The organism is Brucella sp. TWI432 (genome assembly GCF_039674445.1).
GTDB lineage: Bacteria > Pseudomonadota > Alphaproteobacteria > Rhizobiales > Rhizobiaceae > Brucella > Brucella chromiisoli.
This window is the reverse complement of record NZ_JBDJNL010000021.1, coordinates 27,593-47,701: the sequence shown is the minus strand read 5'-3', so window position 1 is coordinate 47,701 and position 20,109 is coordinate 27,593. Positions and strand designations below refer to the sequence as shown.

The window sequence follows — 20,109 nt, the reverse complement described above, 5'->3', positions numbered from 1 at the left end:
AGGAACCAAGTATATGACGTTTTTCAAACCACCACAGACTGGGCCTATCCTCCGCAAACTCAAATATGGCATTGCCGCTTCGCTGATCGCGCTCAGTGCTGGCCATGCCGCAGCAGAAACAACACTGACTGCCGTTATGCACTCGGATCTGCGCATGCTCGATCCGGTCATCACTACAGCGCATATCACCCGCGATCATGCCTATATGATCTATGATGTGCTGATTGCCGTTGATGAAAATTTCAAGCCGCAGCCGCAGATGGCGGAATGGACTGTTTCCGATGATGGCAAAACCTATACATTCACGTTGCGCGATGGTCTGAAATTCCATGATGGCGCGCCGGTAACGGCTACTGATGTTGTCGCTTCGCTTGAACGCTGGGCCAAGCGCGACACTGGTGGGCAGCTGATCATGGATATTACGGATTCGCTGAAAGCAAACGACGACAAAACGATTGTCTGGACACTCAAGGAGCCTTTTGCGCCGTTCCTCGATACGATTGCCAAACAGTCGGCTCTTCCGCCATTCATCATGCCCGCACGCATAGCTGCCACGCCTGCCGACACGGCTATTACCGAACATATAGGGTCAGGTCCCTTCAAGTTTGTACCCGCCGAATTTCAGCCCGGTGTCGGCGTGACCTACATCAAGAATGAAGATTATGTGCCACGCAGTGAACCTGCGAGCTGGATGGCAGGCGGCAAGGTCGTTAATGTTGACAAGGTTCGCTGGGTCACAATGACGGATGCGCAGACCGCTGCCAATGCCCTGACAAGCGGAGAAATCGACTACATTGAACAGGTTCCAGTCGATCTGGTACCGCTGTTCGAGGGTGACGACACGGTTGTTTTGGAGCAGCGCGATCCGCTAGGCTACCAAACCATGGGTCGGTTTAACTTTAAACATCCGCCATTCAACAATCCGGATATTCGCCGTGCGGCGTTCCTGGCCATGTCGCAGGAGCCGGTGTTGGCAGCTTTGATGGCTGATCCGAATTACTATAAAGTATGCGGCGCAATTTTTGGTTGTGGCACTCCAAATGCCACCGATGTCGGCTCCGAAACTATTGTTGCACAGGGCAATATCGAAGAAGCAAAGGCTTTGCTGAAAAAGGCCGGTTATGACGGAACGCCTGTTGTATTGATGCAGCCAACCGATGTTTCCAGCCTTTCGCCACAGCCCGTTGTTGCAGCCCAGCAGCTGCGTGCGGCTGGGTTCACCGTCGATATGCAGCCGATGGACTGGCAGACACTGGTTGGTCGGCGCGCATCGAAAGATGAGCCTGCGAAGGGGGGCTGGAATATGTTCTTCACCAACTGGCAGATTCCGGAAATATCAACGCCATTGAATTCCGTCATGCTGAACGGCCGTGGTGAAAAGGGATGGTTTGGCTGGCCGGAAGATGAGAAGATTGAAGCGCTGAAAAAGGAATATATCGCAGCCAAAACACCGGAAGAGCAGAAAGCTGCCGTTGAGAAGATTCAGGCCCAGACGCTTGAAAATGTTCTCTACATTCCCCTTGGTGAATATAACCCGCCACAGGCCCGCAGAAGCAATGTGGTTGATATGCTCGGCTCACCCGTTCCAGTCTTCTGGAACGTGAAAAAGACCGAGGAATAATCCGCCCGCAGCTATCGCTTTAACGCGATGGCTCCCAGTTCAACGTGGGACCGGCGCTCTGTCGGTCCCACCTCAAGCGGGACGCGCATATGGCTGTCTATCTGTTAAAACGTATCTTCGCACTCGTGCCGGTATTGTTGCTGGTATCAGTGTTTGTATTCCTCCTCCTGAGACTGACACCGGGTGATCCAGCTGCAATTCTGGCCGGCGATGCCGCCACCACTGAACAGCTTGAACGCATCCGCGAAGCGATGGGCCTTAATGAACCGATCCTCACGCAGTATTTCACCTGGATGGGAAACATTCTGCAGGGCGATTTCGGCGTGTCACTGATTTCCGGTGTTCCGGTTATCGATATGGTCTCCCAACGTATCGGACCAACCATCTCCATCGCAATTCTGACCATCATCATCGCGGTGCTTGTTGCGATACCGATGGGTGTGATCGCTGCATGGCGGCATCGTTCATGGGCGGACTATCTTGTCATGAGTTTCTCGGTGCTCGGCTTTTCCGTTCCGGTGTTTCTGGTTGGCTATGTGCTTTTGCTGATTTTCTCGGTCAATCTGGGTTGGCTTCCGGTGCAGGGCTTCAAGCCGATTTCATCAGGCCTTGGTGGATTTCTTGAGCGCGCAATCTTGCCTGCTCTGACGCTCGCTTCGATCTACATCGCGCTGATTGCCCGCATGACCCGTGCGGCAATGCTGGATGTGCTTGGCGAAGATTATATTCGTACCGCACGCGCCAAAGGCGTGAGTGATCGTCGCCTTCTCTTCGTTCATGCGCTGAAAAATGCGGCTGTGCCGGTCGTGACAATCGTTGGTACCGGCTTTGCACTGCTGATTTCGGGCGTAGTTGTGACAGAAAGCATTTTCAACATTCCGGGCATCGGGCGTCTGACGGTCGATGCGGTGCTTGCGCGTGATTACCCTGTCATTCAGGCAATGATCCTGCTCACAAGTGCGCTCTATGTCTTCGTCAATCTTCTGATCGACCTTTCCTATACACTGTTCGACCCAAGGATCCGCTATTGATGCGCTCAGAACCGACATCGGCAGGTATGCACTGGATGCTACGCCTGTTCTCGCTGCCGCGCGTTACACGCGTTGGTATCGGGCCACTGATTGCCGCCATTCTTCTCGCTGCAATCATTCTTCTTACCCTTATTTCCCCATGGATCGCACCACACGATCCACTCACCATGAACCCGATGATGCGGCTTAAGCCACCATCGGATGACTATCTGCTTGGCACCGATAATTATGGTCGTGACCTCTTTTCGCGCATGATCCTCGGTGGGCGTATTTCGTTGTTGATCGGACTTCTGGCAGCTGCAGCTTCTATTGGTGTGGGTGTCATGATCGGTCTGATTGCAGGTTTTTTCCGCACTGCGGATGCTATCATCATGCGCATGATGGATGCGCTGATGGCAATGCCATCAATCCTGATTGCAATCGCACTTGTAGCACTCAATGGCCCCTCTATCGGTTCGGTCATTCTGGCAATTACCATTCCGGAAATTCCCCGCGTTGTGCGTCTGGTCCGCTCGGTCATTCTGACCGCGCGTGAAGAACCTTATGTTGAAGCAGCGCTGGCACTTGGCTCAAGCACGCCCAAGATTTTATTCCGGCATCTGCTGCCCAACACGATGGCACCGTTGATTGTGCAGGGCACTTATATTATTGCCTCCGCAATCCTCACCGAAGCAATCCTCTCGTTTCTCGGTGCCGGTATCAGCACGGAAATCCCGACCTGGGGCAATATCATGGCAGAAGGTCGCCAATTCTTCCGTATCAAGCCATCAATCGTGCTTTGGCCGGGCCTGTTGCTGACACTCTGCGTTTTGTCGATCAATCTATTGGGTGACGCAGCGCGCGACACACTCGACCCACGACTGAAAAAGCGGGAGGGCTGATATGGAACTGCGCAATCGTGATTTCACAAATGAGCCAGTCGTTCTGGATGTCGAAAATCTTGTTGTGGCGCTTCCGGGCGGCACACCCGTTCTGCGGGGCGTAAGCTTTGATATTCGCAAAGGGGAGACCGTCTGTCTTGTGGGCGAATCCGGGTCTGGCAAATCAGTGACGTCGCTCACCGCCATGGGCCTTTTGCCGAAAGATGCGCTTCTGGTCAAAGAAGGAGCAATCAGGCTTGATGGTACTGATCTGCTTAAGCTTTCGGCTGCGGACATGAAAAAGATGCGTGCAACACGTATCTCCATGATTTTTCAGGAGCCGATGACTGCACTCAACCCTGTTATGCGGGTGGGTGAGCAGATCACGGAAGTTCTGGATGTTCATACCAGTCTTTCGTCAGAGGCCAAGCGTGCCAAAGTCATCAACATCATGGAGCAGGTGCATCTGCCGGATGTGGAGCGGATTTATCAGAGCTATCCGCACCAGCTTTCAGGCGGCCAGCGTCAGCGCATCATGATTGCCATGGCGCTCATTCTGGAGCCCGTGGTTCTGATTGCTGACGAGCCAACGACGGCACTCGATGTGACCACCCAAAAACAAATCCTTTCCCTGATTGCGGAATTGCAGGAAAAACACGGAACAGCTGTGCTGTTTATCACCCATGATATGGGTGTGGTCGCCGAAATTGCTGATCGTGTTTGCGTTATGCGCAGTGGCGAAATCGTCGAGCGTGGCACAATCCGTGATGTTCTGACATCACCACAGCAGCAATATACCAAAGACCTGCTTGGCTCAGTGCCAAGCCTTACCCCTAGATTGGCGCGCGAACCACAGGGACGGGAAGCTGTCATCCGTGTTCACGACCTTGGTATGACCTATAAAAGCGGCGGGTTGTTCAGCACCAAACCGGGCGTTAAAGCCTCCTATGATGTGAATTTTGAACTCAAACCCGGAAGAACACTCGGCATCGTGGGTGAATCCGGTTCCGGTAAAACCACTGTTGCCCGCTCTATCATGCGTCTGATCGAGCCGACGGAAGGCGAAATCGTCGTGGACGGGCGCGATATTGCCCATCTGGGAAAACGTGAAATGAAGCCGTTCCGCAAGAAGCTTCAGGTCGTGTTTCAGGACCCGTTCCGCTCATTGAACCCGCGTTGGACAATTGAGCAAAGCCTGACGGAAGGCCCGGTCAATTATGGTGTTCCCTATGAAGAGGCGGTCGCTGAAGCAAAGCGTCTTTTGAAGATCGTTTCGCTGCCGGAAGATTCACTCAAGCGTTATCCGCATCAGTTCTCCGGTGGCCAGCGACAGCGTATTGCCATTGCGCGTGCGGTAGCTCTTCGACCGGATATTCTGGTGGCCGATGAGGCGGTGTCTGCGCTTGATGTCTCGGTGCAGGCGCAGGTTCTCGAACTTCTGGCCGAATTGCAGCGCGATACCGGCATTGCGATCATTTTCATCACCCACGATCTGCGCGTGGCCGCGCAGATTTGCGACGAGGTGCTGGTGATGAAACGTGGACAGGTGGTCGAGCAGGGCAATGCTTCCGATGTGCTTGGCAAACCTTCGCATGAATATACGCGATCATTGATTGAAGCGGCTCCCGGTCGCTTCTGGGATTTTGCGGCGGGACGCCCCGCCGCCTGATTATCTTCAGTGTTTCAGACAGGAATGAAATTATGCCCATCATACCGTTTATTGAGGAGAAAGCCGGCGAGATGCGCGCGGTTTTCGAAGATTTGCATCGTCACCCGGAAATTGGTTTTGAGGAACAGCACGCTTCCGGCGTTGTAGCAGGACTTTTGGAAAAATGGGGCTTTGACGAGGTTCATACCGGCATCGCCAAGACAGGTGTTGTCGGCATCCTGAAAGGCCGCAATGCAGGCAATCGCCGCGTAGGCCTGCGCGCAGATATGGATGCGCTGCCGATCGATGAGATTTCGGGCGTCTCTTATACGTCGCAAAACCCCGGCCGGATGCATGCCTGTGGGCATGACGGACACACAACCATGCTGCTTGGTGCAGCCCAATATCTTGCAGAAACGCGCAACTTCGAAGGCACAGCCGTTTTTGTGTTTCAGCCTGCTGAAGAAGGGCTTGGTGGCGCGCGCGGCATGATTGCCGAAGGCCTATTTGACCGCTTTCCCTGCGATGAAATCTACGGAATGCACAATCAGCCGATGGGCACACTCGGCAAAGCGGTTATCCGCAAGGGTGCGGCCATGGCAGGTGCAAGCTTCTTCGATATTAAGCTGACCGGCAAGGGAAGCCATGCAGCGCAGCCACACAATGCCCGCGATGTGCTGGTGATTGGTGCGGATCTGGTCGGACAGTTGCAGACCATTGTATCGCGCAACATTCCGGCAACCGATGCCTGCGTGGTTTCCTGCACGCAGTTTCATACTGGCAGTGCTTATAATATTGTGCCTGAAGTGGCGACAATCACTGGCACCATCCGCTATTTCGAGCCGCGGGTCTGCGATCTCGCGGAAAGCCGTATCCGTGAAATCTGTGCCGGTGTGGCAGCGGGTTATGGCATCACGGTCGATGTTGATCTTCGCAACGTCTTTGATGTGCTGCGCAACGACCATGAGCTGTCGGATGCCTATATGGCGGCAGCACGCGATGTGCTGGGTGAAGACAATGTGAGTGACGATTGTCCGGCCTTTATGGGCAGCGAGGATTTTGCCGACATGCTCGCGCGTGTTCCGGGTGCCTACATCAATGTCATGCATGGCGGCAAGGCTGCGCTGCATAATCCTGCTTTTGTGCTTGAGCCTGAAACGCTGCCGATTGGCGCGTCGATCTATGCCCGGATTGTTGAAACCCGCCTGCCAGTAAACAAGGACTTAGCAGCATGAGCACGCATGAATTTCCATTTAACCTCGACGATATGATCGCACGGCTGCGCCCTTGGATTGAAACGGAAAGCCCGACTTTTGATGCGAGCGCCGTCAACCGCATGGTCGAGGTTGCAGCCTATGATTTCGCAGCGGCAGGGGCCACAATTGAATTCATTCCGGGCCGCATGGGTTTCGGCGGATCTCTGCGCGCCCGTTTCCCCCACAAGGATCAGGGCAAGCCGGGCATTCTGGTTTCAGGCCATCTTGATACGGTGCATCCGCTCGGTGTGATCAACATCAATCCCTATCGCCGCGAGGATGGTAAACTTTACGGCCCCGGCATTCAGGATATGAAGGGCGGCAACTTCGTAGCCCTTGAAGCCATGCGTGAGATCGCACGGAGTGGGCTTGCAACAAAGCTGCCCGTTACGTTCCTGCTGACACCGGATGAAGAAGTCGGCACGCCTTCGACGCGCGATTTGATTGAGCAGGAAGCGCTCAAAAACAAATATGTGCTGGTGCCGGAACCAGCACTGCGTGATGGTGGCGCGGTCGTTGGCCGTTATGCAATCGCGCGTTTCAATCTTGAGACTGTCGGCAAGCCAAGCCATGCAGGCTGGGCTCTCAAAGAAGGCCGCTCGGCAATCCGTCGTATGGCAGAAAAAATTATTGAGATCGAAGCGCTGACGACAGATGATTGCACCTTCTCGGTTGGTGTTATTCAGGCGGGCCAGTGGGTCAATTGCGTCTCATCAAGCTGCAATGCGGAAGCACTGAGCATGGCCAAAACGCAAAAAGATCTGGAAGACGGCGTTGCGCGCATCATGGCGCTTGGCGGAGAAAAAGACGGGGTTGAATTGATCGTCACCCGTGGCGTCACGCGTCCGGTTTGGGAGCCGGGGCAGGCGCAGGATATGAAGCTTTTCAATTTTGCGAATGATATCGCAAAAGAAATCGGTTTCACCATGACCGCTCAGAGTTCTGGTGGCGGCTCGGATGGTAATTTTACTGGTGCGCTCGGTGTTCCAACGATCGACTCCATCGGTGTGCGCGGCGAGGGCCTGCATACGCTGGGCGAGCATATTTTCGAAGACAGTCTGATTGAACGTGCCCGCCTTCATGCGGGTCTGTTTCTTGGGCTTGCATAAATAGAACAGGTGCGGCCATGGCCGAAGATACAGGATTAACAGCAGCCCACGTTGCGGGCCTGCTCAATGATGTCACGATCAATGTCGACCAATGGGGTGTCGCTCATATCAGGGCGGAGAACCTGCATGATCTGTTTTTCGCGCAGGGCTTCAATGCCGCGCGTGATCGGCTGTGGCAGATCGATACTGCGCGCAAGCGCGGGCTTGGGCTGCTGGCGCGTGATTTTGGTCCCGGTTATCTTGAACAGGACAGGGCCGCACGTCTGCTGCTTTATCGCGGCGATATGGCACCGGAATGGAAGGCTTACGGGCCGGATTCGGAGCAAATATGTTCGGCCTTTGCCGAAGGAATCAACGCTTATATCGATGCCTGCGAAGCGGGTGAGAGGTCACTTGCGCCGGAGTTCTCTCTGCTCGGGCACAAGCCTGATCATTGGCGTGCTGAAGATGTGGTTCGCGTGCGCACCCATTCACTGACACGCAATGCATCATCGGAGCTTTTGCGCTCGAAAGTCATGGCCAAGGCGGGCATTGAACTGGGCGCAAAGCTTGATCAGTTGCGCAAGGAATTGTCGCATGGCGTGGTGCCAAAGCCGGTTGAAGGCTTTGACCCCAACATCATGACAGACAGAGTTTTGCGTGATTTCCAGCTTGCTGTCAGCCCTGCCACCTTCTCCAAAGAACGATTGGCTGCAACGCTTGATGAAGCCAGCCTCTGGACGATTGTTTCGGCGTCCGGCGACATCGCGCGCGCCTCTTTTGAAGAGGGTTCCAATAATTGGGCAATCGCAGCTGAAAAGACCACGACCGGGCGGCCGATACTGGCACTTGATCCCCACCGAACCCATGGTTTGCCATCGATCCGCTACGTCGTTCATCTCACTATGCCGGGCCTTGATGTGATCGGCGCAGGCGAGCCAATGGTTCCCGGAATTTCCCTGGGTCATAACGGCACCGCTGCCTTTGGCCTCACCATTTTTGGAGCCGATCAGGAAGATATCTACGTTTATCAGACAGATGAAAACGACCCTGACCAATATGTCTATCAGGGCGGTTGGGAGAAGGTCACGACGATTACTGAAAACATCCCCGTCAAAGGCTATCCTGACCAGATCGTGGAACTCAAATTCACGCGGCATGGTCCAGTGCTTTATGAGGATAAAGCCAACAACCGTGCCTTTGGCCTGCGCACCGTCTGGATGGATGCGGGCATGGCGCCTTACATGGCCAGCCTGTCGGTCATGCGTGCTAAAACCTATGCCGAATATGCCAGCGCGCTCGATGGCTGGGGATGCCCATCGGTCAATCACATCTATGCAGATACAACCAACGCAATCGCATGGAAGCCTTCAGGCGCCACACCTGTTCGTGAGAACTGGGACGGGCTTTTACCTGTTCCCGGGGATGGACGCTATGAGTGGAAGGGCTATCTGGCGCCGCAGTCTGGCCCGGTTGAAGTTAACCCGCAACGCGGCTTTATCGCGACCGCCAATGCCATGAATGTGCCTGATGTGTGGACCGCCAACAATCCGGCCATTGGTTTTGAATGGCTGGATAGCAGCCGCCATGACACCTTGCATTGGGAGCTATCCCGCGATGCACCAATATCGCTGGAAGACTGCGCGCGCCTGCAAGCGTCAACCTTTTCGCCCATTGCCGCGCGGGTCTTGAAACGTCTCAAGGCGCTCTTCCAGAACAACGATGATCAAACGTGGCTGCTTCTTCGTGATTGGGATGCGAACCTGTCGGTAATATCTGCACCCGCGGCACTTTTTGAGGTGTGGTTTAGTAAATACCTTGGTCCACTTATCGCAAAAGCTGAGGGGGCTGCTCCAGAAGTTATACCGTTGCTCATGCCTTTTGACGCGCCGAGCATCGTCGCTTGGCTGGAAAATGCTAATCCAACGAATGAACACATGATCATCATACAACAAAGTCTCGCAGATGCTTGGGCTGAATGCGTTTCTTTGATGGGAGCAGATGCTACGCAATGGGCATGGGGCGACATTCATAAGCTTGAACTGCGCCATCCTTTACAAGCATTGACCGACGAGGACTGGTCACTGAAGCCGATTCCGCTGGGCGGCAGCAGTTCAACGCTTAATTATGCCACATACCGCTTACATGACTTCTCGGTTGTCGCTGGCCCATCCGTCCGGATGATCATTGATGTGGGTGAATGGGATAACAGTTTGTTTGTGAACAATCCCGGACAGTCGGGAACGCCTGGATCGCGACAGTATCAAGACCTAGTGGAAAACTGGCGTTTAGGACTGATGGTGCCGTTGTTGTATTCGAAAGAAGCAGTCGATAAGGTAACCACCGAACAGATAATTCTATCGTCTTATCAAGAATAACCTTTTGTTAAGTCTGGTCATGATGCCGAGAGGTATTGCCAAGTGGTCTGACCTTGGGGTTTCCGGTATCGAAGCGACATGCAAGTACCGAGTTCTTTTCCCCCGGTTGAAGGGTTTTTAATTTCTGCGTGAAATTCTTGCTGATGCAGTAGGGGCTTATCACCGGTTTGCGTTGAACGCAGCCGATGTGGAAGACCTACTTGCCGATCGCGGTGTGATTGCCGGCCGGGAAACAGTCCGTCTTAGGATCAATCTCTTTGGCCGCCATCGTGCAAATTGTCTTCGCAAAGACCGGCCAAGGCCGCATGGCAAGTGGCATCTGAATGAGGTCGTCATGACGATACGCCGCCAGAAGTTCTGGTTCAAACATGCAGCAATAGGAAAGCCGCTAAGTGCTTCTTCTCAAGGCTGGTCAGCCCGCGTTCTTGTGGCAGATAAGCTTGGCAGCGCTATATTAAGCCGATGCAGGTTATCGCTCCCGACTCTCATTATCGCGCTCATAAGGGCTTGAACAACAGAATTGAATACTCATACCGTCCTCGCCGCCACGATCTCACTGCCACCTCATATCGCCATGTAAGGGGCAGATGCTTTCTGCTTATGGACACATTGCATAGCAGAAATGACGGCTTGAAAACCCGCTGCGAAAATCACTCAAAGCGTTACGTAGATAACTTGGCAATGCCATCAGCACATCACTCTGCCTATGCGTCTGCTATTAAAGCGCCTGCAACGCAATTTTTATAAATGTTAGTGCTGGTTGACTTATATAAAGAATCACGCAAAAAGTATCTAAATAGAGTGTGAGGGCGTAGCAGGAGTTCGGGATGTTAAGACTTCGGGAGGAGGCTCTTCGCAGGCTAGTGGTGAAACCGGAGTTTGATGTTCTCATTATTGGTGGAGGCGTAAACGGGGTGGCTGTTCAGCGCGAACTCGCACTCAATGGCGTTTCTGCTTTGCTTGTCGATCAGGGTGATTTTTGTAAAGGCGCAACAGGCGCCTCGTCGCGCATGGCGCATGGCGGTTTGCGTTATCTTGAAAATAGAGAGTTTAAGCTTGTTGCAGAGTCTGCGCGCGAACGTAATTTGCTTTTGAAGTATGCACCACATTTCACAAAGCCACTGGAAATAATCGTTCCTCTTTCCGGATATATTCGTGGTTTGGCGGGTTCGATCCTGCGTTTTCTTGGCTTCAAAGCGGCAAATGGTCCTCTTAGTGCAGCAAGCTTGAAAGGCGCGCTTTTTCTTTACGAGTTCCTTGGTCGTATTGAAAAAGTGCTGCCGGATCATCGTGTGAGTTTGTCGCGTCGTGGTTTTCCGAAATCAATAGCCGCTCGTTACAAAGTGATCATCAGTTATTTCGATGCCCGAATCCGTAATCCGGAGGCACTTGTTCTGGAGATGATCGCCGATGCTATGCAGGCGCATGCGAACACGGTTTGCCTTAACCATGTCGATTGGCGCTATGACATTGATGGTAGCGTGGTTTTAAGCGATCCGATTACCGGACAAACTGCATCAATCAAACCACGCATAATTGTCAATGCGACTGGTGCCTGGGTCGATGTGGTCAATGATCTGCTGCATTTGAAAACGCAATATATTAGACCCGTTAAGGGAGCCCATGTTCTGCTCCGTCATGATGAACTTCATCAGCGTATGGCGGGACGTGCATTCTATTTTGATGATGGAACAGGGCGGATGGTTATTTGCTACCCGCTCGATAAGACCATTCTTCTGGGTACAACTGAAATTCAGATCAAGAGTCCAGATGATAGTTCTGTTGCACCATCAGAAGTCAGCTACCTTCTTCAGGCTTTGTCTGATCTTTTTGACGATATTGACATCACAAACGACCATGTTGTCGCTTTGACGAGCGGAATTCGGCCGTTGCAAGCTGGAGGTTCTGGCAGTGCCAATCAGGCAAATCGCGATCACCGTATTGCCTGTGATGAGTTGAACGCCGGCACGCTGCTTTTATCGCTGATCGGTGGGAAATGGACAACATTCCGTGCGTTTGGGGAGCAGGCTGCAAATCTCATTCTGGAACGTCTTCGTGTCAGCCGAACCGTTGCAACACGGGATCGGGTATATCTCGGTGCTGTCGGATTAACCGGGGATGAAACCGCAACAAACAAGCTTGCGGCATGTATCGCGGATAAGTTTGGGTTGCCCGAAAAACGCGCCGCAGATCTGGTTTCCCGATACGGGGCGATCGCAAGTTCTGTTGCCGATTTTTGCAGCGAGGACGTGGATGAAAATCTGGCGGGTGTTCCCGATTATAGCAAGCGTGAGCTCCGTTGGCTGGTCGAGTTTAGAGCGGCATTGTTTCTCGACGATATTCTGCTTCGACGCACGCAACTCGTTCTTGAGGGGCGTTGCAATCGAAATGTGGTGCGGGAAATCGGGCACGCGCTCGCGCATATAAGAGGTTTGGATCAGCAATGGGCGGAGGAGGAAATAGCCCGCTGCCTGGCAATGCCGACAATTATTCCGCGTTAGTCGCGCGAACCAATAAAGGGAGGTGTGACGATGGGAGACCTGTTTCTCGCTATCGATGCTGGAGGAACAGCTGTAAAGGCAGCCGTTTTCGATGCAAGAGGCAAGCTTGTCGCTCTTCGTGAAGTCAATGTCACGACCGTATATCGTGACAATGGCTGGGTAGAACGTGAACCTAAGCGTTTTTGGGAAAATACCGCGCAGGCAATCCGTGAGCTGACATCAACGGTTGTTTCACCTGAGCGGATTGCCGCGATAACCTGCACTGGCTTTGGGAACGGCATCTTCCTTGTCGATGAAAATGGTCGTGGAACGCGGAACGGGATTGTTTCCGTTGATCATCGTGCTCAGCCGATTGTCGATGCATTTCTAGAAGACGGCACCGCAGCCTTCATGGAAACCGCTACCGGGCATCGTATATGGGGTGGACAAACAATCATGCAACTGGTCTGGCTCGCTCGCAATGAGCCTGATGTCGTTAAAACGACGCGTTGGGCGCTGGCGTGTAAAGATTATGTCCGCATGCAGCTGACAGGTATTGCTGCATCTGACCCGACCGATGCCAGCGGCGGGGGGCTGCTTGATCTCGCACGAAATGATTATGACGAAGAGTATTTCAGTACGCTTGGGATTTCGGCATTTTTCGGTCGTATGCCATCGCTCGTGGATAATTCGGGTATTGCCGGACATGTAACGACACAAGCTGCGGCGCAAACCGGACTGCTTCCTGGAACACCAGTTGTCGCAGGTATGATGGATGTCAGTTCATGCGTTATCGGGTCGGGTGTTATCGGCAGCGATGTTTTGACTATGATTGCTGGAACATGGTCTATAAATGCTGTTGAAACGCAAGGTCTGATCAATAACGTGCCACCCATTCTCAATATGTTGCATAGAGACCGGACTTGTCGCTTGATTGCGGAAGGCAGCCCAACATCTGCTGGTAATTTGAATTGGTATCTCTCACGGGCTGCGGGCGGCCAAATAACGATCGATACTGCGAATGAACTGGTCGCTGCGAGCACAGTGGTCGGGCGCCGCTGCCATTTTATGCCTTTCCTGAATGGACCGGCACCGCGTCAGGGCGCCTATATTGGCCTTGGTAGCTCTGATGATCAGGGGTCAATGCTGCGTGCCTTGTTTGAAGGGGTCGCATTCCAACATCGCCGTCATGGCGAGAGCATTTTGCGATATGTTGCCCCCCAGAAGCCTGCTGCAATCCGGTTAGCTGGGGGGGCTTCCAAAAGCGAAATCTGGGCACAGATTTTTGCAGATATTTGCGGCTTGGATGTTGAAGTTTCCGAAGGGGAAGAGATTGGGGCATTAGGGGCAGCCGTTTGTGCTGCCGTTGCGACCGGCTTTTATTCAGACATTGCAGAAGCCACAAAATCCATGTGCCGCATCACGCGAACAGCGTCACCAAACCCTGAACTGCGTGAATTTTACGAGAACCGCTATGGCCAGTTTCTGACGCTGGATCAAAAGCTTGCGGGTCTCTTTGCCTGATTTTTGACGTCACTAAGAGTTCTTTGGAGGAGGAATGAGAATGAAACTGAAAATGATTTTGCTGAGTTCCGTCTACCTGCTGTCCGGTGCAGGGCTGGCAAATGCCAATGACGATGCCTGCGTCGGAAAGGTGCCCACGCTTAATGTGATTGGTCAGGGTATGCCATCTGTCACTGAACTCGACAAATATGTTGGCGAGTTCAACGATAAATGGAAGACGACGGTTAAAATCAACCTGCTGGGCGAAAATGAGCGGCGCGCCAAGGCTCGCCTTGATGCTTCAACCGGTGCGGGCGCATATCAGGTACTTTATGTAGACGAGGCCAATACACCTGAATATGCCAGTGCGGGCTGGCTATACCCGCTCGCAGAGGTCTTGCCTGAAGAATATGACATTGCGGATTTCCGTGTGGATCTCGCCAATGTCGCAAGCTATGAGGGTAAACAATATTTCGCCCCGCTTGTCGGTGGCGGCGACATTCTGATCTATCGCAAGGATGTGCTGGAAAAGGCGGGATTGTCCGTACCCAAGACGCTCGACGAACTCGTTGCGGGTGTGAAGGCGGTCAACGATCCTGCAAATAAACTTTATGGATGGGCGGCTCGCGGGCAGCGAGGATCAGGCATGAATGTCTGGCGCTGGACGCCGTTTTTCCGCGGACTTGGCGGCCAGTGGCTTGATGGCGATCAGCCTGCGTTTAACTCTGAAATCGGCGTTAAGGCAACCGAACTTTATATGGACCTTCTGAAGTCCGCCCCTCCGGGGGTTGGCACATTCAGCTGGTCTGATGCTGTTGAAGCCTTCCGTGGCGGTCAGGTTGTATATTTGATCGAATCCGATGTCTTCGGTCCGTGGATGGAAGTTCCTGATAAATCTGTCGTTGCCGGTAAGGTGGGTTATGCTCCTCCGCCAGAGCCTTTGGGATCGGCTGGCTGGGCACATGGCTTCGCCGTTTCCGCAGTTGGTGCGAAAGATGAATGCACCAGAAAGGTCGCGGCAGATTTTGTCGGCTGGGCGACCTCGAAAGATATGGAAGCCCGCCGACTATCCGACGGCATTGCTTCTGACTTAGGTCGGCAATCGAGCCTGAAAAGCGAAGCTTTCAGCAAAGCAGTTCCCAAGGAGTATATCGATGCTCTCCTTGCGACGGGCTCGCGTACACAATTGCTCATCATGGCAAGTCCGGCTTGGCCAGAGATCGGCGATAATCTGGGTCTTGCGCTTGAGGAGCTGTTTACTGGCACCAAAACAGATGTGCAGGCGACACTGGATGAAGCAGCCTTCACCGCCGAAGACGCACTTCGCCGCGTTAAATAAACAAAGGTCAGACCGGGTGTCTTGAATGGCACCCGGATACGCTTTCAAATTCATGAGCAACGGAATGCATAAACAAAGATTCGTATTCTGGACGCTTGCGCCTGCGTTCAGCATTCTGGGAATTCTAGCCTTCGTTTCGATCGCGGGAGCCATCTATTTTTCGGTGATGGATCGATCATTGCGTTATGCCGATTACGACTTCGTTGGGCTTTATAATTACCAACGTCTTCTTGCCGATCGACGATTCCTAAACGCGCTTAAGATCTCGGCCATATGGGAAGTAGTGACTGTTACAGGTACGCTGATAATAGCGATGTTGCTATCTGTGTTGATCTTCGAAAATGTAAAGTCATTGCGAACCCGCAATCTGATTTGCATCGCATTTCTTGCACCGGTCTTGTTGCCAAGAGTCGCCGCAGCATTCATCTGGCGGTTTCTCTATTCTCCGTCACTTGGCCTGATTAATTATTTTGCGGATACTCTGGGGCTGGGCCCGATAGAGTTTCTCGCCAATCCGTCGTTGGCACTAATTTCTGTGGCTGTTGTCGATATTTGGCAATGGGGGTTGTTCTTCACAGTCATTATGCTGAAGCTTCTCGAAACCTTGCCCAAGGACCCGATTGAAGCGGCGCAGCTTGATAATGCCAAGACGTGGGAAATTCATGCTTATGTGACGCTACCGATGCTGAAAGCGCCAATCATAAGCCTCGCTTTGGTAAAGGCAGTTGAATCACTGCGTTCCTTTGATCTCATTTACGTCATGACCGGCGGTGGGCCGGGTACAGCGACTGAGACTCTCGACCTTTACGCGTATCAAGCGGGTATTAATCTTGGTGGACGTGTTTCCTATGCCTCTGCAATGTCTATTCTTTTGCTGGTGATCACAACGGTTGTCTTTACACTTATCTGGAGAGGTATCCGCAAATGGTCGGTTTGATCCAGCGCGTCGTTGCGCGTACCGTTTTGGCGCTCATCATCCTGATCGCTCTCATACCCATTTTATGGACAGTTCTTGGTTCCTTTAAGCAGCTTAAAGATATTGTCACACCTGTACCGAAGCTGTTTTTCAGTCCGACTCTAGAAAACTTTGGAGTTATCCTTCAAAACCCTTCTATCCGAGACGGGCTTCTTAATTCGGTTGTAGTGGTTGGCGCCTCGGTCATCCTCGGTGCGCTCTTTGGCGTACCTGCGGCTTATACGCTGGCGCGTCATGTGAGACGCAAGAAAGACGACCTGCAATTCTTTGTCTTGTCACTGCGTTTCATGCCGCCTGTCGCAATAGCGATACCTTTCATCGTGCTGTATCTGGATTCTGGTCTTTATGACACGCTGACAGGGTTGATCCTCGTCTACCTTATATCGACGATTTCGACAGTCATCTGGCTGTCGGTACCAGCATTTGAGCGTGTACCAAAAGAGATTGAAGAAGCTGCTGCCATGGAAGGTTGCTCGCAAACTGAAATCTTTTTGAAGTTTGCTTTGCCGGTAGCCGCACCATCGCTTTTTGGCGGGCTGGTCTTCACATTTGTTCTCATCTGGAATGAGCTTCTTCTCGCACTGACGCTTGCGGCGGAGAACTCAACACTGCCGGTCGTTGCCGCTTCGATTACGTCGCTCGGTAAGGAAGTTCCATGGGGTGTGATCAACGCCTCGACCGTTATTCTCGTGTTGCCACCGTTGATTTTCATCGGGCTGTTGATGGGCTTCATCAATCGTATGGTTTCTACGGGTCGCAAATAGGATACCCATTATGGCAAATATCAAATGCACCCAAATTCGTAAGTCTTACGGAAACACCACCGTGATTTCTGATCTCAATCTTGACATTGACGATCATGAGTTCGTTGTCTTTCTGGGGCCTTCCGGCTGTGGTAAATCGACAATGCTGCGTATGATCGCCGGGCTTGAGGAAATTTCAGACGGAACTGTGACCATTGGCGGGAGGGATGTGACGCATTTGCCTCCGGGCGAGCGCGGTGTTGCGATGGTGTTCCAATCCTATGCACTTTATCCGCATATGTCCGTTTTCGAAAACATTGCTTTCGGCCTAAGACGGCAGAAAGTGCCCAATGATGAGATCCAACGCCGTGTAAAGCAGGTCTCTGATGTGCTTGGGCTGGCGCAGTTGCTGGATCGAAAGCCTAAAAACCTTTCGGGTGGCCAACAACAACGTGTTGCAATGGCGCGCGCCATGATTAAAACGCCAAAGCTGTTCCTTTTTGATGAGCCGCTTTCAAACCTTGATGCAAAACTGCGTGAAAAGCTGCGGACGGAAATTCGTCGTATGCATCTTGAATTGAAAACAACAACAATTTTCGTCACGCACGATCAGCTCGAAGCCATGACCATTGCTGATCGTATCGTGCTGATGCGCGCTGGTGCTATCGAACAGCAAGGAACGCCTTCTGAAATTTTTGATAGCCCTGCCACACGTTTTGTTGCTGATTTTATCGGCTCACCAGCGATGAATTTCCGAGATTGCTCAGTGCATATAACGGGCGAGACTGCGGAGCTGGTTTCTGGATCAATTCGCCTGAAAGTCCCGGTCAATTCATATACTGGCTTGGTAAATGGACTTCAGGTCGAAGTTGGATTGCGTCCATCGAAAATGGACATTGCAGCTTCCGGAGATGCGAATGTCATGACTGGCAGCGTTGTGCTGGTTGAAAATATGGGAAGTGAGGGACAGGTGATCGTAGACATGGATGGGCAGGAAATGTCGTTCCTTACGAAATCTTTCCGATCACTTGAAAGTGGGCAGACGGTCCATTTCTCAATTGACGCGCAGAGCATCCATCTTTTCTCCAAAGATGATGGACGTTCTCTTCTGCGTAAAGCTAGCTAATATTTCTGTACACGAATGGGTAATAGACAATGACTACAACACGTTATGACCAGAAGATCGAACGTATTCGGGCGGGCCACTATACCAAGGGCGATTTTCTGATCGCTGACGCGAAGGATGCTGATCTGTCAGGCGGAATTCTCACTGCCGGGGTGAAACGTGATGAGACGGGCAGAGCGATAGGAAATCGGTCCCGTGCTGAATTTCTGGCTGAGATTGAAGCATTGATCGAACAGGATGTTGTAGACATTATGCTCGCATCGACATCCAACATTGAGTATCTCCAGAATAAGAATGCGTTCAAAGACACAGGTGTCGTCCCAGCCTTCAGAGCAAACGATACCACGGATGTATGGGGTGTCATACGCGGCGGTGCTTATCGATCTGCGCTATCTAAACCCTATAGCGGAACAGATCTTTCTAAAGCGCAGGCTGATCTTTGCCTTTACTCGATGACATTCAACAATGATGCAGACGCGGATATGGCAACGCTTGAAGCCTATCGCGATTTTAGGCCGCGCGCGCGTGCCGCTGGCAAACGGCATTTTCTGGAAGTGTTCAACCCAAACATCGCGATCGGGTTCACGGCTGCTGAAACCGGCATGTTTGTGAATGATTGTATCGTTCGTGCACTTGCGAGCCTTACAATTGATGAGCGCCCTGAGTTTCTCAAAGTAGCGTATAATGGTGCAGCCGCTCTGGAAGAGCTGGCTGGTCACGATTCATCGGTCGTTGTTGGGGTTCTCGGTGGCGGGGCTGGAACGCATCGTGATACATTTGAGCTTGTCTGGCAGGCCGAAAAATATGGTGCACGTCTGGCCTTGTTTGGTCGTAAGATCAACCTGGCAGAACACCAGCCGACCTTCATTCGATGGATGCGATGCGTTGCTGACGGCAATGCGAAGCCGGAAGAAGCAATTCGTGGCTATCATGCGGATATCGCGAAGCTTGGACTTGTGACGGATCGCTCACTTGACGATGATATTCAGATGACGGAAGAGGTTCTTTTTCACGCGGCCGAAAAATAAAGTCAGAAAAATCAATGTATAAATCGCAACATCCGTCCAGCAAAATTATCGCCGAAGTTGCATGGATGTATTATGTGAAAAACCTCAATCAGGGAGAAATTGCTGATATTCTCTCCCTGTCGAGGCCGACGGTGATTAGCTATCTCAAGATAGCAAAAGAACGCAATATCGTTTGTATCCAGGTGGCGCCGGAACATTATCAGTTAAACGACACTGCGGATAAGCTATCGCGGCAATACGATCTAAAAAGCGTGCATGTCGTGCCGGATGAAGGCCTTGAGGGGGAGATGCTGTCCCGCCGCGTCTGTGAAGTAGCGGCGCAGTATCTGCCATTTTTCCTGAAAAAAGGAGACAGTCTTGGTGTGTCTTGGGGGCAGACGATTTCGTTTGTCTCGGAGTATGTACCGCATTGGCCGATTGAAAATCTGACCGTGCGCCAGTTGATTGGATCGATTGCCAATCCGCTGTTGAACACTTCCGAAAGCTGCACCACCGAAATAGCGCGCCGGCTTGAAGCCTATTGTGTCAATTTGAATGCACCAGCAGTCTGTTCCAGTGCATCATTGGCTGCTGCTTTGAAAGCGGAACCTATCATCAAGGAGCAGCTTGATGCTCTGCAAAGCTGTAATAAATCCATTTTCTCGCTTAGCCCCTGTACGCCAGATACCCATGTCGTACAGTTTAAGATTGCCAGTGTCGAGGACATCGAAATCTATCGCGGGAAGGGGGCTATTGGTATCATTGCCGGCCGTTTTATCGATGCTGAAGGGCAACCTATCCTTGGTGATCTGGATGAGCGGATTATTGGCGCTGATCATGCGCTGTTGAAGAAGATGGAAGGCCTGATGGTCGTAAGCGGAGGCTTTAAGCTTGATGCAACATTGGCTGCTCTTCGAGGTGGCTTCGCAGACCATTTGGTCATTGATCAGAAAACTGCGCGTGAGCTTTGTATATAAATATAAATTTCTTACAGAGGCCTTGAGGTAAGCCGTTTGCACGACTAATTAGCCATGGTTTCGGTTCCGCGTATTT

Annotated in this window: 15 protein-coding genes and 2 pseudogenes; all 17 read left to right on the top strand. The window is 52.3% G+C overall.

What is annotated here, in order from left to right:
* The first annotated feature begins 13 nt into the window (after positions 1–13).
* The 17 genes and pseudogenes from ABE527_RS18820 to ABE527_RS18740 all read left to right on the top strand — a co-directional run bounded on the left by ABE527_RS18820 (position 14) and on the right by ABE527_RS18740 (position 20,033).
* Entirely contained in the window at positions 14–1,621 is a 1,608-nt protein-coding gene (locus ABE527_RS18820) for an ABC transporter substrate-binding protein (protein WP_499695309.1), read from the top strand.
* An 89-nt stretch (positions 1,622–1,710) separates the two neighbouring features.
* On the top strand, positions 1,711–2,652 hold the full coding sequence (locus ABE527_RS18815) for an ABC transporter permease (RefSeq protein ID WP_499695308.1): 942 nt from the start codon (positions 1,711–1,713) through the stop codon (positions 2,650–2,652).
* 35 nt (positions 2,653–2,687) lie between these two features.
* Complete coding sequence (locus ABE527_RS18810; protein WP_499695314.1) at positions 2,688–3,533, top strand: ABC transporter permease; 846 nt, start codon at positions 2,688–2,690, stop codon at positions 3,531–3,533.
* Between the two features lies 1 nt (position 3,534).
* Entirely contained in the window at positions 3,535–5,181 is a 1,647-nt protein-coding gene (locus ABE527_RS18805; protein ID WP_499697930.1) for an ABC transporter ATP-binding protein, read from the top strand.
* 32 nt (positions 5,182–5,213) lie between these two features.
* Positions 5,214–6,395: a M20 aminoacylase family protein gene (locus tag ABE527_RS18800; RefSeq protein ID WP_499695306.1), complete on the top strand. Its 1,182-nt coding sequence runs from the start codon at positions 5,214–5,216 to the stop codon at positions 6,393–6,395.
* Positions 6,392–7,525, top strand: a complete 1,134-nt coding sequence (locus ABE527_RS18795; RefSeq protein ID WP_499697929.1) for a M20/M25/M40 family metallo-hydrolase — start codon at positions 6,392–6,394, stop codon at positions 7,523–7,525. Before ABE527_RS18800 ends, ABE527_RS18795 begins: the two co-directional genes overlap by 4 nt.
* 17 nt (positions 7,526–7,542) lie before the next feature.
* Positions 7,543–9,882, top strand: a complete 2,340-nt coding sequence (locus ABE527_RS18790; RefSeq protein WP_499697928.1) for a penicillin acylase family protein — start codon at positions 7,543–7,545, stop codon at positions 9,880–9,882.
* Positions 9,883–9,960: 78 nt separating this feature from the next.
* Positions 9,961–10,238, top strand: a pseudogene (locus ABE527_RS18785) (transposase family protein); the annotation flags it as partial.
* 62 nt (positions 10,239–10,300) lie between these two features.
* Positions 10,301–10,422 (top strand): annotated as a pseudogene (locus ABE527_RS18780) (IS6 family transposase); the annotation flags it as partial.
* A gap of 287 nt (positions 10,423–10,709) precedes the next feature.
* Positions 10,710–12,383, top strand: coding sequence for a glycerol-3-phosphate dehydrogenase/oxidase (locus ABE527_RS18775; protein ID WP_499697927.1), 1,674 nt, complete (start codon positions 10,710–10,712; stop codon positions 12,381–12,383).
* 30 nt (positions 12,384–12,413) lie between these two features.
* Positions 12,414–13,886: an FGGY-family carbohydrate kinase gene (locus ABE527_RS18770; protein ID WP_499697926.1), complete on the top strand. Its 1,473-nt coding sequence runs from the start codon at positions 12,414–12,416 to the stop codon at positions 13,884–13,886.
* Between the two features lie 40 nt (positions 13,887–13,926).
* A complete protein-coding gene (locus ABE527_RS18765) occupies positions 13,927–15,204 on the top strand; it encodes an ABC transporter substrate-binding protein (RefSeq protein WP_499697925.1) in 1,278 nt (425 codons plus the stop codon).
* Between the two features lie 64 nt (positions 15,205–15,268).
* Positions 15,269–16,141 carry a carbohydrate ABC transporter permease gene (locus ABE527_RS18760; RefSeq protein ID WP_499695300.1) on the top strand — a complete coding sequence of 291 codons (873 nt, stop codon included), beginning with the start codon at positions 15,269–15,271 and terminating at the stop codon, positions 16,139–16,141.
* Positions 16,129–16,944: a carbohydrate ABC transporter permease gene (locus tag ABE527_RS18755; RefSeq protein ID WP_499697924.1), complete on the top strand. Its 816-nt coding sequence runs from the start codon at positions 16,129–16,131 to the stop codon at positions 16,942–16,944. The genes ABE527_RS18760 and ABE527_RS18755 overlap by 13 nt, the downstream gene beginning before the upstream one ends.
* Positions 16,945–16,954: 10 nt before the next feature.
* Positions 16,955–18,049: an ABC transporter ATP-binding protein gene (locus tag ABE527_RS18750; RefSeq protein WP_499697923.1), complete on the top strand. Its 1,095-nt coding sequence runs from the start codon at positions 16,955–16,957 to the stop codon at positions 18,047–18,049.
* 29 nt (positions 18,050–18,078) lie between these two features.
* Positions 18,079–19,077 (top strand): hypothetical protein, encoded by a 999-nt coding sequence (locus tag ABE527_RS18745; RefSeq protein ID WP_499697922.1) that lies wholly within the window; start codon positions 18,079–18,081, stop codon positions 19,075–19,077.
* Positions 19,078–19,091: 14 nt separating this feature from the next.
* Positions 19,092–20,033, top strand: coding sequence for a sugar-binding transcriptional regulator (locus ABE527_RS18740; RefSeq protein WP_499697921.1), 942 nt, complete (start codon positions 19,092–19,094; stop codon positions 20,031–20,033).
* The last annotated feature ends 76 nt before the right edge of the window (positions 20,034–20,109 follow it).

What these genes read in the sequence shown, in the direction of transcription:
- ABE527_RS18820 (WP_499695309.1), top strand. Translation starts at nt 14, where the DNA reads ATGACGTTTTTCAAACCACCACAGACTGGGCCTATCCTCCGCAAACTC.
- ABE527_RS18815 (WP_499695308.1), top strand. Translation starts at nt 1,711, where the DNA reads ATGGCTGTCTATCTGTTAAAACGTATCTTCGCACTCGTGCCGGTATTG.
- ABE527_RS18810 (WP_499695314.1), top strand. Translation starts at nt 2,688, where the DNA reads ATGCTACGCCTGTTCTCGCTGCCGCGCGTTACACGCGTTGGTATCGGG.
- ABE527_RS18805 (WP_499697930.1), top strand. Translation starts at nt 3,535, where the DNA reads ATGGAACTGCGCAATCGTGATTTCACAAATGAGCCAGTCGTTCTGGAT.
- ABE527_RS18800 (WP_499695306.1), top strand. Translation starts at nt 5,214, where the DNA reads ATGCCCATCATACCGTTTATTGAGGAGAAAGCCGGCGAGATGCGCGCG.
- ABE527_RS18795 (WP_499697929.1), top strand. Translation starts at nt 6,392, where the DNA reads ATGAGCACGCATGAATTTCCATTTAACCTCGACGATATGATCGCACGG.
- ABE527_RS18790 (WP_499697928.1), top strand. Translation starts at nt 7,543, where the DNA reads ATGGCCGAAGATACAGGATTAACAGCAGCCCACGTTGCGGGCCTGCTC.
- ABE527_RS18775 (WP_499697927.1), top strand. Translation starts at nt 10,710, where the DNA reads ATGTTAAGACTTCGGGAGGAGGCTCTTCGCAGGCTAGTGGTGAAACCG.
- ABE527_RS18770 (WP_499697926.1), top strand. Translation starts at nt 12,414, where the DNA reads ATGGGAGACCTGTTTCTCGCTATCGATGCTGGAGGAACAGCTGTAAAG.
- ABE527_RS18765 (WP_499697925.1), top strand. Translation starts at nt 13,927, where the DNA reads ATGAAACTGAAAATGATTTTGCTGAGTTCCGTCTACCTGCTGTCCGGT.
- ABE527_RS18760 (WP_499695300.1), top strand. Translation starts at nt 15,269, where the DNA reads ATGCATAAACAAAGATTCGTATTCTGGACGCTTGCGCCTGCGTTCAGC.
- ABE527_RS18755 (WP_499697924.1), top strand. Translation starts at nt 16,129, where the DNA reads ATGGTCGGTTTGATCCAGCGCGTCGTTGCGCGTACCGTTTTGGCGCTC.
- ABE527_RS18750 (WP_499697923.1), top strand. Translation starts at nt 16,955, where the DNA reads ATGGCAAATATCAAATGCACCCAAATTCGTAAGTCTTACGGAAACACC.
- ABE527_RS18745 (WP_499697922.1), top strand. Translation starts at nt 18,079, where the DNA reads ATGACTACAACACGTTATGACCAGAAGATCGAACGTATTCGGGCGGGC.
- ABE527_RS18740 (WP_499697921.1), top strand. Translation starts at nt 19,092, where the DNA reads ATGTATAAATCGCAACATCCGTCCAGCAAAATTATCGCCGAAGTTGCA.